At 46.5% G+C, this 13,245-nt stretch carries 10 protein-coding genes; 9 read left to right on the top strand and 1 reads right to left on the bottom strand.

Annotated elements, in window-relative coordinates; translation table 11 throughout:
• The first annotated feature begins 49 nt into the window (after positions 1-49).
• The 8 genes from leuC (at position 50) to yihA (ending at position 11,152) form a co-directional block, all read left to right on the top strand.
• Positions 50-1,468, top strand: a complete 1,419-nt coding sequence (leuC, locus tag NYE68_RS14710) for a 3-isopropylmalate dehydratase large subunit (RefSeq protein ID WP_007408145.1) — start codon at positions 50-52, stop codon at positions 1,466-1,468.
• A 15-nt stretch (positions 1,469-1,483) separates the two neighbouring features.
• Positions 1,484-2,083 (top strand): 3-isopropylmalate dehydratase small subunit, encoded by a 600-nt coding sequence (gene leuD / locus NYE68_RS14705; protein WP_007408146.1) that lies wholly within the window; start codon positions 1,484-1,486, stop codon positions 2,081-2,083.
• Positions 2,084-2,199: 116 nt separating this feature from the next.
• The gene (gene ddcA, locus NYE68_RS14700) at positions 2,200-3,204 is read left to right on the top strand and encodes a DNA damage checkpoint antagonist DdcA (RefSeq protein WP_015417936.1); all 1,005 of its coding nucleotides are present in this window, start codon (positions 2,200-2,202) and stop codon (positions 3,202-3,204) included.
• A 216-nt stretch (positions 3,205-3,420) separates the two neighbouring features.
• Positions 3,421-4,695 (top strand): trigger factor, encoded by a 1,275-nt coding sequence (gene tig, locus NYE68_RS14695; RefSeq protein WP_003152618.1) that lies wholly within the window; start codon positions 3,421-3,423, stop codon positions 4,693-4,695.
• Positions 4,696-4,966: 271 nt separating this feature from the next.
• Positions 4,967-6,229: an ATP-dependent protease ATP-binding subunit ClpX gene (gene clpX, locus NYE68_RS14690; protein ID WP_007408149.1), complete on the top strand. Its 1,263-nt coding sequence runs from the start codon at positions 4,967-4,969 to the stop codon at positions 6,227-6,229.
• Between the two features lie 150 nt (positions 6,230-6,379).
• Entirely contained in the window at positions 6,380-8,044 is a 1,665-nt protein-coding gene (gene lonB, locus NYE68_RS14685) for an ATP-dependent protease LonB (RefSeq protein ID WP_324636530.1), read from the top strand.
• 199 nt (positions 8,045-8,243) lie between these two features.
• Positions 8,244-10,568 carry an endopeptidase La gene (gene lon, locus NYE68_RS14680; RefSeq protein WP_324636531.1) on the top strand — a complete coding sequence of 775 codons (2,325 nt, stop codon included), beginning with the start codon at positions 8,244-8,246 and terminating at the stop codon, positions 10,566-10,568.
• Entirely contained in the window at positions 10,565-11,152 is a 588-nt protein-coding gene (gene yihA / locus NYE68_RS14675; protein WP_007612895.1) for a ribosome biogenesis GTP-binding protein YihA/YsxC, read from the top strand. Before lon ends, yihA begins: the two co-directional genes overlap by 4 nt.
• Before the next feature lie 32 nt (positions 11,153-11,184).
• Here the strand turns inward: yihA and NYE68_RS14670 are convergent, their stop codons facing one another.
• On the bottom strand, positions 11,185-11,676 hold the full coding sequence (locus NYE68_RS14670; RefSeq protein ID WP_014305520.1) for a hypothetical protein: 492 nt from the start codon (positions 11,674-11,676) through the stop codon (positions 11,185-11,187).
• Positions 11,677-11,870: 194 nt separating this feature from the next.
• Between NYE68_RS14670 and hemA the strand changes: the two genes are divergently transcribed.
• Positions 11,871-13,238, top strand: coding sequence for a glutamyl-tRNA reductase (hemA, locus tag NYE68_RS14665; RefSeq protein WP_003152628.1), 1,368 nt, complete (start codon positions 11,871-11,873; stop codon positions 13,236-13,238).
• The last annotated feature ends 7 nt before the right edge of the window (positions 13,239-13,245 follow it).

Genomic DNA, 13,245 nt, shown 5'->3' with positions numbered 1-13,245 from the left:
CGCTTTAAAGAAAGCGGTCTTAGTTCATAGGTAGAGGGAGGAAACAAAGATGATGCCTCGAACAATCATCGAAAAGATTTGGGATCGGCATGTTGTAAAAAGCGGTGAAGGAAAACCCGACCTTCTCTATATTGATCTGCACCTCATTCATGAGGTGACGTCTCCTCAGGCGTTTGAAGGGTTAAGACAGAAGGGGAGAAAGGTCAGACGGCCGCAGAATACATTCGCAACGATGGACCACAATATTCCGACCGTCAACCGTTTTGACATTAAAGATGAAGTCGCAAAGCGCCAAGTAACTGCGCTTGAACGGAATTGTGAGGAGTTTGGCGTCCGTCTTGCGGATCTTCACAGCGCAGACCAGGGAATCGTTCACGTAGTCGGGCCTGAGCTTGGTCTGACACTTCCGGGGAAAACGATCGTTTGCGGAGACAGCCATACATCGACTCACGGTGCATTCGGGGCGCTTGCCTTCGGTATCGGCACAAGTGAGGTGGAGCATGTTCTTTCCACACAGACACTATGGCAGCAGCGGCCGAAAACGCTTGAAATCCGCGTTGACGGAACGCTCCAAAAAGGAGTGACCGCGAAGGATGTCATCTTGTCGGTCATCGGAAAATACGGGGTGAAATTCGGTACCGGATATGTCATTGAATACACCGGGGAAGTATTCAGAAACATGTCTATGGACGAACGCATGACGGTCTGCAATATGTCAATAGAAGCGGGAGCACGGGCGGGACTGATCGCTCCGGATGACACGACGATTGAATATTGTAAAAACCGTAAATACGCGCCAAAAGGCGAGGAATTTGAAAAAGCCGCCGCAGAATGGAAAGCATTAAAAACCGATCCGGGCGCCGTATACGATCATTCCATCGTGCTAGACGGCAGCGAGATTTCTCCAATGGTAACATGGGGCGTCAATCCCGGTATGGTTCTTCCGGTCGATGCCCAAATACCGGCGCCGGAAACGATTGATTCTGAAGACGGTAAAAAAGAAGCCATCCGCGCGTACGAATACATGGGAATCTCACCGAATCAAAAAATTGAAGATATTAAAGTCGAGCATGTGTTTATTGGCTCCTGTACAAATTCGCGGATGACCGATCTTCGCCAGGCTGCGGATATGATCAAAGGCCGAAAAGTCGCTGACAGCGTCAGAGCCATTGTGGTCCCGGGTTCTCAAAGCGTGAAACAGCAGGCCGAAGAAGAAGGGCTGCACCGCGTGTTTCTCGAGGCCGGATTTGAATGGAGAGAATCAGGCTGCAGCATGTGCCTCAGTATGAACAATGATGTCGTGCCTGAAGGGGAACGATGCGCTTCCACTTCCAACCGCAACTTCGAAGGCAGACAGGGAAAAGGCGCGAGAACACACCTTGTCAGTCCGGCGATGGCGGCAATGGCAGCCATTCACGGGCATTTCGTCGATGTAAGAAAGTTTTATCAAGAAAAAACAGTTGTGTAAGGAGTGCGCGAAAAGATGGAACCTTTAAAAACGCATACGGGAAAAGCGGCCGTCTTAAATCGGATCAACGTCGATACGGACCAGATTATTCCGAAACAGTTTTTGAAAAGAATTGAAAGAACAGGATACGGCAGATTCGCGTTTTTTGATTGGAGATACCTTGAGAACGGTGAGCCTGATCCTGAATTTGAATTAAACCGCAAAGTCTATGAAGGCGCGTCCATATTAATTGCCGGAGAGAATTTCGGCTGCGGATCATCCCGTGAGCACGCTCCTTGGGCGCTGGATGATTACGGCTTCAAAATCATCATTGCTCCGTCATTTGCCGATATTTTTCATCAAAACTGTTTTAAAAACGGTATGCTTCCCATCCGTATGCCGTATGATCAGTGGAAAAAACTCGCCGGTCAATATGAAAATCAGTCCCTTAACATGACGGTTGATTTGGAAAACCAGCTCATTCACGACAGTGAAGGCAAAGAGATTTCATTTGAAGTCGATCCGCACTGGAAGGAAATGCTGATTAACGGTTATGATGAAATTTCATTAACGCTTCTGCTGGAGGACGACATTCAGCAGTTTGAATCGAAAAGAAGTTCTTGGCTTCAAGCCTGAAAAAAGCCGACCGGATCTGTCCGGCGGCTTTTTTTACCGTGCGCACCATCCTTTCTTGTGTTTCCTGACGCGTGTTGATACACTTGAAAAAAATAGCGCCTGAAAGGAAATAAAGTATGACGCATGACAAGAAAAAAGCTGATATCATTCCTTTCCCCCGTCTGAAAGAACGCTTGGTTGATAAAGGGATGGCCGCCATGAAGGATAAACAGTATCAGGAGGCCCTCGAACTGTTCTCAGAGGCGGTAAGCCACGGCGATACCGAGTCCGACGTACATTTAGGCATGGCGATTTGTTTTCTGGAACTCGGGGAATTGGAAGAAGCAAAACAAGTTTGCGAGAAAATGCTGAATGAAGGGTACGGCCATTATTTCACCGTACTGCAAGTGTACATGACCATTTTAATTCAGCTGAAACAATATGAAGAAGTCAAAAGCACAATTGAAGCTGTGCTGGAAGAAAACCAGCTGCCCGCAGAAAGTGCGGAGCAATTCTACCGGCTGCTCGAATTCAGCCGCAAAATGACCGATCCCGACCAGCAGGATGAAGCGTGGGAGGAGGAATACGAGGACATTCTTGATGCGGAAAAAGTGCTGAACAGCCCCGCTGAACAAATGAATCTGATTCATTCTCTCAAAGACCGCAATATTGCAAAATACACGGGTCTCTTAAAAACGATTCTTCAAGATCCGGGCGCTCATCCTCTTATCAAGACGATGATTTTGACGCTGATGGCGGACCATGACTACAGCAAGCCGGTCCATATTACAAAATTCGGCGATTCAATGACCGCGGTTCCGAGTGAAACGGTTCAGCCTGATGCGGCTCCGATTTTGCATCGCGTTCTCCGGGTGCTTGATGAAACGCTCGGCAATGAAAACCCTACATTATACGCTGCCGTCGAGGAGCTGTGGAGAAGGCATCTGTACGTTCTGCACCCTTTTATGCCGAAGTTTTTGAACGCAGATTTATGGGCGGCGGCGCTTCATAAGGTCGGTTACGAGATGCACGGCATTGACATTGAGCAGGAGGAACTTCATATGATGTACGAGTTTGACAGCCGCGAACTCGAAGAAGCCTGCTCGATGATTAAGGATATTGAAGAAATTTCTTATTTGTAAATCACACCATATAGTTGAAAGCGGTAGGCGTTATGTTATAATATAGTGGTTGTATTTATGTATAGCGGTTTAACTGAAATGAGAATTACGGTTGGACAGGCTGCCAGTTCATTACATAATGATTCTGATTCAAAGCGGTTTTTTCTTTGACAAAGCCGCGGATTGCTTTAGAATGGAAGACCGACACAACCTGAATAGATTTTTGGAGGGAAACACATGTCTGTAAAATGGGAAAAACAAGAAGGCAACGAAGGCGTATTAACGGTTGAAGTTGATGCGGATACGTTCAAAACAGCTCTTGATGATGCATTTAAAAAAGTAGTAAAACAGGTTTCTATTCCTGGATTCCGCAAAGGGAAAGTTCCCCGCGGTTTATTCGAACAGCGTTTCGGCGTTGAAGCTCTTTACCAGGATGCTTTAGATATTTTACTTCCTGTAGAATACCCTAAAGCGGTTGAAGAAGCCGGCATTGAGCCTGTAGACCGCCCTGAAATCGATGTTGAAAAAATCGAAAAAGGCGAAAGCTTGATTTTCACTGCAAAAGTGACTGTAAAACCGGAAGTGAAACTTGGCGATTACAAAGGCTTAGGAATCGAAAAAGATGACACTGCCGTTACTGACGAAGATGTACAAAACGAACTTAAAGCTCTTCAAGAGCGTCAGGCTGAGCTTGTCGTGAAAGAAGAAGGCGCTGTTGAAAACGGCGATACAGTCGTTCTTGACTTCGAAGGTTTCGTTGACGGCGAAGCGTTTGAAGGCGGAAAAGCTGAGAACTACTCACTTGAAGTAGGATCAGGTTCATTCATCCCGGGCTTCGAAGAGCAGTTAACAGGCCTTGAAGCAGGCGCTGAAAAGGATGTTGAAGTAACATTCCCTGAAGAGTACCACGCTGAAGAGCTTGCCGGAAAACCAGCTGTTTTCAAAGTGAAAATTCATGAAATCAAAGCGAAAGAGCTTCCTGAGCTTAACGACGAATTCGCAAAAGACATTGACGAAGAAGTTGAAACGCTTGCTGAATTAACTGAGAAAACAAAAAAACGCCTTGAAGAAGCAAAAGAAAACGAAGCTGACGCTAAATTGCGTGAAGAGCTTGTTCTGAAAGCATCTGAAAACGCTGAAGCTGATGTTCCTCAAGCGATGATCGACACTGAGCTTGACCGCATGCTGAAAGAATTCGAACAGCGTCTGCAAATGCAAGGCATGAACCTTGAGCTTTACACTCAATTCTCAGGCCAAGACGAAAACGCGTTAAAAGAGCAAATGAAAGAAGATGCCGCAAAACGCGTAAAATCAAACCTGACTCTTGAAGCGATCGCTCAAGCAGAAAACCTTGAAGTAACGGACGAAGAAGTTGAAGCTGAGCTGACTAAAATGGCTGAAGCTTACAACATGCCGGTTGAAAACATTAAGCAGGCAATCGGTTCAACTGACGCGATGAAAGAAGATTTAAAAGTTCGAAAAGCAATTGATTTTCTTGTAGAAAACCGTTAATATGGTTCATAATAATAGACATAATAAAACAGGGCGCGATTAATTCGTGCCTTGTTTTGTACAATTATGATATAACTCTTTTTCTTGGGGCAAGATAGTCATTGCCGGGCTGTTTTTCGTCATACATATAGAATGTGCAAGTGCGAAACACATTGTTACCGTCTTACTGGAAAGTATGGTAAAATGCAATACATACTCGATCGTAGCAAGAACCGTTTTCTTTTGCCCTTCAGGTAAAAGAAAAAGTGAGACAAGATTAAGGGGTGAAAGAATGTTTAAATTCAACGAGGAAAAAGGACAATTGAAATGCTCGTTCTGCGGAAAAACGCAAGATCAGGTTCGTAAGCTGGTTGCAGGACCGGGTGTATATATATGCGACGAATGTATTGAGCTCTGTACAGAAATCGTAGAGGAAGAGCTTGGTACAGAAGAAGAAGTCGAATTTAAAGACGTTCCGAAGCCGCAGGAAATCCGTGAGATTCTGAATGAATATGTCATCGGACAGGATCAGGCGAAGAAATCACTTGCGGTTGCGGTATACAACCATTACAAACGCATCAACTCCAACAGTAAAGTGGATGATGTCGAGCTTTCTAAAAGTAATATTTCTTTAATCGGACCGACTGGAAGCGGGAAAACACTTCTTGCCCAGACGCTTGCGCGTATTCTGAACGTGCCGTTTGCGATCGCGGACGCTACATCTCTGACTGAAGCCGGATATGTCGGTGAGGACGTAGAAAACATCCTCCTCAAGCTGATTCAGGCAGCAGACTATGATGTGGAAAAAGCAGAAAAAGGTATTATTTATATCGATGAAATCGATAAAGTAGCGCGAAAATCTGAAAACCCGTCCATTACACGTGACGTATCAGGCGAAGGCGTTCAGCAGGCGCTGCTGAAAATTCTTGAAGGAACGGTTGCAAGCGTGCCGCCTCAAGGAGGACGCAAACATCCTCATCAGGAATTCATCCAGATCGATACGACGAACATCCTGTTCATTTGCGGCGGTGCATTTGACGGCATCGAACAAATCATCAAACGCCGTCTCGGACAAAAAGTCATCGGCTTCGGCTCTGATAATAAAGCGGCAGACCTGGAAAAAGAAGAACTGCTTTCTAAAGTTCTTCCTGAAGACTTGCTCCGTTTCGGTCTGATTCCTGAATTCATCGGCCGTCTTCCTGTCATTGCAAGCCTTGAGCAGCTTGACGAAACGGCACTGGTTGAAATTCTGACTAAACCGAAAAACGCACTCGTCAAACAATACAAGAAAATGTTAGAACTTGATGATGTCGAGCTTGAATTTGAAGACGAGGCATTATCTGAAATTGCGAAAAAAGCGATCGAGCGTAAAACAGGCGCACGCGGCCTGCGTTCTATCATTGAAGGCATCATGCTTGACGTCATGTTTGATCTGCCGTCCCGCGATGATATCGAAAAATGTGTCATTACCGGAGCGACAGTCGCAGACGGTGAAGCACCGCGTCTTGTATTAAAAGACGGCACAGTTGTCGGCCAAGATAAAACATCAGCATAACATGACAAAACCTCCTGACTCGAATTGATCAGGAGGTTTTTTTTCTTGTCCTGACCCTTCTGAAAATGTTTATTCCGGGCTTTGCTGGGAGATACTAGCGGACAGAGGAATGAATTGGATACATAAATCGTTTTTTCAGGAGGGACCAGCATGAGTTGGACAGGGATCGCATTATTTGTACAGCTGTTTTTCGGGATAGTCATCGGATTATATTTTTGGAATCTGCTCAAAAACCAGCGTACACAAAAAGTGACGATAGATAAAGAATCAAAAAAAGAAATGGAACAGCTGCGCAAAATGCGCGCCATCAGTTTATCAGAACCTTTATCAGAAAAGGTGCGGCCGAAAAGCTTTCAGGACATTGTCGGCCAGGGAGACGGAATTAAAGCGTTAAAAGCAGCGCTTTGCGGACCGAACCCGCAGCACGTCATTATTTACGGTCCTCCGGGAGTCGGAAAAACGGCTGCGGCGCGGCTGGTATTGGAAGAAGCGAAAAAACATAAACAGTCACCGTTTCAAAAGCAGGCTGTATTTGTTGAACTTGATGCCACGACCGCGCGATTTGATGAACGGGGCATTGCCGATCCGCTTATCGGTTCAGTGCATGATCCGATTTATCAGGGAGCGGGTGCGATGGGCCAAGCAGGCATTCCGCAGCCGAAACAGGGGGCTGTGACTCATGCGCACGGCGGCGTACTATTTATTGATGAAATCGGCGAGCTTCACCCGATTCAGATGAATAAAATGCTGAAGGTGCTTGAAGATCGAAAAGTATTTTTAGACAGTGCGTATTACAGTGAAGAAAATACGCAAATACCGAATCACATTCATGATATTTTTCAAAATGGGCTTCCGGCAGATTTCCGTTTGATCGGAGCGACAACGAGAATGCCGAATGAAATTCCGCCGGCCATCCGTTCGCGCTGTCTTGAAGTATTTTTCCGCGAGCTGGAAAAGGATGAACTTAAAATCGTTGCGAAAAAAGCAGCCGACAAAATTCAGAAAGAGATTTCTGACGAAGCTCTCAGTGTGCTGACCACATATACGAGAAACGGACGTGAAGCCGTCAATATGATCCAGATCGCCGCCGGCATGGCGGTGACTGAGGACAGAAAAGAAATTACGACAGAAGATATAGAATGGGTTGTTCATTCCAGTCAGCTTACACCTAAAAATGAGCAGAAAATCGCCGATGAACCGCAAGTCGGCATCGTGAACGGACTTGCCGTCTACGGGCCGAACAGCGGCGCATTGCTGGAAATCGAAGTGAATGTCACGCCTGCGCAGGACAAAGGCAAAGGAAGCCTGAATATCACGGGAATTGCAGAGGAAGAAAGCATCGGCAGCCAATCGAAGTCGATCCGCCGCAAAAGCATGGCGAAGGGATCTGTGGAAAATGTTCTGACGGTTCTGCGCACAATGGGCATCAAATCTTCAGACTATGACATTCACGTCAATTTTCCGGGCGGAGGCCCGATTGACGGACCTTCAGCAGGTATCGCGATGGCCGCGGGGATTTTTTCCGCGATTCACCGCATCCCGATCGACCATACGGTGGCGATGACGGGAGAAATCAGCCTGACGGGGCTTGTCAAACCGATCGGCGGCGTCATTCCGAAAATTAAAGCCGCAAAACAGGCCGGAGCAAAAACGGTCATTATCCCATATGAAAATCAGCAGTCCATTCTGAAACGAATAGACGGAATCACCATTAAAGCGGTAAAAACGTTCCAGGAAGTGCTGGACGTCATATTGGTTGACCCTCCTTCAGAACAAAAACCGTTTGATATCCAAATGAATAAAGAATCCGTATAAACCCCATTTTTATAATGGGGTTTTTTTATGGAGGACATCTTTTCCTTTTTCAGAACAGAAAGAAAGGGTATACTACGAAGAGACTGTTTTATATACAGGGCAGGCGGATAAGCCGATTAAAGCCCGATCCCGGAATTGTACAACGATGAAAAAGTTGTATTATAATGGTTCATACTAAAGTCACGGAGGTGTCAGTCACATGGCAGAAGATACAAAACGCAGCATCCCGCTCCTCCCTTTAAGAGGCTTATTGGTATACCCGACAATGGTTTTACATTTAGATGTAGGCCGTGACAAGTCGGTTCAGGCTCTTGAACAGGCAATGATGCATGATCATATGATTTTTTTAGCCACTCAGCAGGATATTTCGATAGACGAACCGGGTGAAGAGGATATTTTCGCCGTCGGCACTTATACAAAAATTAAACAGATGCTGAAGCTGCCCAACGGTACGATCAGAGTGCTTGTAGAAGGAATTCAGCGGGCGCAGATCCTTGAATACACCGAGCTCGAAGATTATACTTCGGTCGATATACAGCTGATGCGTGAGGATGATTCAAAAGACGTGGAAGACGAAGCGCTTATGCGGACGCTGCTGGACCATTTTGACCAGTACATAAAAATTTCTAAAAAAATCTCCGCAGAAACGTATGCGGCTGTGACTGATATTGAAGAGCCCGGCAGAATGGCGGATATCGTCGCTTCTCATCTCCCGCTGAAATTAAAGGACAAGCAGGACATTTTAGAAACGGCGGATATTAAAGAACGTCTGAATAAGGTCATCCGTTCCATTCATAATGAAAAAGAAGTGCTGGAGATTGAGAAAAAAATCGGTCAGCGCGTCAAACGTTCGATGGAACGCACTCAAAAGGAATACTACTTGCGTGAACAGATGAAAGCCATTCAGAAGGAGCTTGGCGACAAAGAAGGAAAAACCGGCGAAGTTCAGTCGCTCACGGAAAAGATAGAAGAAGCAGGCATGCCTGAGCGTGTCAAAGAAACGGCGCTTAAGGAATTAAGCCGTTACGAAAAAGTGCCGTCAAGCTCAGCGGAAAGCTCTGTTATCCGCAACTATATCGACTGGCTCATCGCCCTTCCGTGGTCAGATGAAACAGAAGATAAACTTGATATTAAAAAAGCCGGGGAAATCTTAGATAAAGAGCACCACGGCTTAGAGAAAGTGAAAGAGCGGATTTTGGAGTATTTGGCCGTGAAACAGCTGACGAAAACGCTGAAAGGGCCGATTCTTTGTCTGGCCGGACCTCCGGGAGTCGGCAAAACATCTCTTGCAAAATCAATCAGTACGAGCATGGGGCGCCGTTTTGTGAGAATTTCACTGGGCGGAGTGCGCGATGAGTCTGAAATCCGCGGGCACCGGCGTACATACGTCGGAGCGATGCCGGGCCGTATTATACAGGGGATGAAAAAAGCCGGCAAACAAAATCCGGTTTTTCTCCTGGATGAGATCGACAAAATGTCGTCTGATTTCAGAGGCGATCCGTCTTCGGCGATGCTTGAGGTGCTGGATCCGGAACAAAACAGCACATTCAGCGACCACTATATTGAAGAGACGTTCGATTTATCGAAAGTGCTGTTTATCGCGACTGCGAATAACCTTGCTTCCATCCCGGGCCCTCTCAGAGACAGAATGGAGATTATCAGCCTGTCAGGCTACACTGAAAACGAAAAGCTGGAGATCGTGAAGGACCACCTGCTTCCGAAACAAATCAAAGAGCACGGGCTCACAAAGAGCAACCTGCAGATTCGGGACCAGGCGATTACAGACATCATCCGCTACTACACGAGGGAAGCCGGCGTGAGAACGCTTGAACGCCAGATTGCCGCCATTTGCCGAAAGGCTGCAAAAGCCATTGTGTCTGAGGAGAGAAAACGCATTACCGTTACAGAGAAAAATCTGGCCGACTATCTCGGAAAACGGATATTCAGATACGGACAGGCGGAAACCGAAGATCAAATCGGGGTTGTCACGGGGCTTGCGTATACGACGGTCGGCGGAGATACGCTGTCAATCGAAGTGTCATTGTCACCGGGAAAAGGAAAGCTGATTCTGACCGGGAAGCTTGGAGATGTCATGCGGGAATCAGCGCAGGCCGCTTTCAGTTATGTCCGCTCGAAAGCGGAACAGTTCGGAATCGATCCGAAATTCCATGAGAAGTATGACATTCATATCCATGTCCCTGAAGGAGCGGTGCCGAAAGACGGCCCTTCTGCCGGAATTACGATGGCCACGGCGCTCGTTTCAGCATTAACGGATCGTGCGGTAAAACGCGAAGTCGGTATGACGGGAGAAATCACGCTGCGGGGCCGCGTGCTTCCGATCGGCGGACTGAAAGAAAAGGCGCTCGGCGCGCACAGAGCGGGCCTGACCACTATTATTGCGCCTAAAGATAACGAAAAAGATATAGAGGATATTCCAGAAAGCGTCAGAGAAGGACTGAAGTTTATATTCGTTTCTCACCTGGATGACGTTTTGGAACATGCCTTAGTAGGAGAGAAGAAATGAAAGTCACAAAGTCAGAAATCGTGATCAGCGCGGTCAAACCCGAACAGTACCCTAATGGGGGGCTTCCGGAAATCGCGCTGGCGGGAAGATCAAATGTAGGAAAGTCATCTTTTATCAATTCATTAATCAATCGGAAAAACTTGGCCAGAACGTCATCAAAACCGGGGAAAACACAGACCCTAAACTTTTACATCATCAATGATGAATTGCATTTTGTCGACGTTCCCGGGTACGGATTTGCGAAAGTTTCCAAAAGCGAGCGGGAAGCATGGGGGAGAATGATTGAAACCTATATGACGACCCGCGAAGAGCTGAAAGCCTGCGTGCAGATTGTCGACCTCAGGCACGCGCCGTCTGCTGAAGACGTGAACATGTATGAATTCCTGAAGTATTACGGCATTCCCGTCATCGTTATCGCGACAAAAGCGGATAAGATTCCAAAAGGAAAATGGGACAAGCACTTAAAGGTTGTCAAACAGACGCTTGATATGGATCCTGAAGACGAGCTGATTTTATTTTCCTCTGAAACGAAAAAAGGCAAAGATGAAGCATGGGGAGCCATTAAAAAAATGATCAGCCGGTAATGAAAAACCCAAAACGCAGTGCGTTTTGGGTTTTATCGTATAGTTTTGTTCCGCTTGATAAACAATAATAAAAGGCTGATTCCGATGAAAACATACGGCCAGTATGTTTTGAAGTGTTCCGTCGGAATATGGACGGACTCCAGCCACGCCGTAATTTGTTTAAAGAAGTATAAAAAGAGGGAAAAACCAATCATGGCAGCCGCTTCGTATACATATTCTTTTCTGGCTGCCGCAAATAAGGAGAATCCGAAGACGAAGAGAATCATTTCAAAATCTCCCGGCCACCATGAGAGCTCAGGTTTGGCGAAAAAGTGTAAACCTATGCCGAAAAGAAGCATGCCGATCAGGACGTGAGGCCCGGCCGCTTCCTTTTTGCCCTGATACAAGAGCACGGCACCCAAAAGCATAAGGAGCACCGGCCATTCCCCCTGATTCGCAAACAGGTGAACCTGTCCGCTCTGAAGCCATGCGAATAATGAAGCGGCAAGCAGAAGTCCCGGTAATAAAATTGATGTTTTTTTCATCCTGTCACCTACCCGCAGTAAAGGATTTTTAGTATGATGATTACAGTGGAAACGAGCTTTTTATACTATAGCATAACATTTTTGAAATCTGTTCACATTTTCCCGAAGAAACTATGTTATAATTATTATAAATAATAAATTCTATGTTAGAATGATTATAAATAAATTGCGATGTACGGGGGTGCATGAAAGCGATGCATATTCTTGTTGTGGGAGTAGATTATAAATCCGCCCCTATTGAAATACGCGAAAAAATAAGTTTTCAGCCGGATGAGCTTGCAGAAGCGATGCTTCGTTTAAAAGAAGAAAAAAGCGTTCTTGAAAACATTATCGTGTCAACCTGCAACCGCACCGAAATATATGCGGTGGTCGACCAGCTTCATACCGGCCGTTATTATATAAAGACATTTTTATCCGAATGGTTCTCGCTGCCGAAAGAAGAGCTGTCTCCGTTTCTGAAATTTTATGAGAGTGACGCGGCGATCGAGCATTTATTCCGTGTGGCGTGCGGCTTGGATTCCATGGTCATCGGAGAAACGCAAATACTCGGCCAGGTCCGCTCAAGCTTTAAAACGGCGCAAGCAGAAAAGACGATCGGCACCATTTTCAATGAGCTGTTTAAACAGGCGGTGACCGTCGGCAAACGCACGCATGCCGAAACCGATATCGGCGCCAATGCCGTTTCCGTCAGTTACGCCGCCGTTGAACTCGCGAAAAAAATCTTCGGCTCATTGTCAAATAAGCACATTTTGATTCTCGGTGCGGGAAAAATGGGCGAGCTCGCCGCAGAAAACCTGCACGGTCAGGGCATCGGCAAAGTAACGGTCATCAACAGAACGTTTTTGAAGGCAAAAGCGCTTGCTGACCGTTTCTCAGGAGAAGCGCGCAGCTTAAACCAGCTTGAACATGCACTTGCTGAAGCTGATATTTTAATCAGTTCGACAGGCGCAAGTGATTTCGTCGTGTCTAAAGAAATGATGGAGAGAGCGGGCAGACAGCGGAAAGGCCGTCCGTTATTTATGGTGGATATCGCTGTGCCGAGAGATCTCGATCCGGCGCTGAACGATCTTGAAGGTGTTTTTCTGTACGATATTGATGACCTTGAAGGAATCGTTGAAGCCAACTTACAAGAACGCCGTGAAACCGCTGAAAAAGTCGAGCTGTTTATTGAAGCGGCAATTGTTGAGTTTAAGCAGTGGCTTAATACGCTCGGCGTCGTGCCGGTCATTTCGGCGCTGCGTGAAAAGGCGCTGTCCATCCAGTCCGATACGATGCAGAGCATTGAGCGCAAGCTGCCTCATCTGACGGTAAGAGAGAAAAAACTTCTCAGCAAACATACGAAAAGCATCATTAACCAAATGCTGCGCGACCCGATTCTGAAAGCGAAAGAGCTTGCGGCTGAAGCGGATTCAGATGAAAAGCTGAAGCTGTTTATGCAGATTTTCGATATTGAGGAAGAGGCCGGCCGCCAGCTGGACAAAAGCCTGGATAACCGCCAGACGGTTCATTCGTTTCAAAAGGCAGAAGCAAAAACGGGCTTACGTCCGCTTGTAAGTGAGTGAGGGCTGT

Source organism: Bacillus sp. FSL R5-0447 (assembly GCF_038606125.1).
GTDB lineage: Bacteria > Bacillota > Bacilli > Bacillales > Bacillaceae > Bacillus > Bacillus velezensis.
This window is presented reverse-complemented; position numbering and strand designations above follow the sequence as displayed.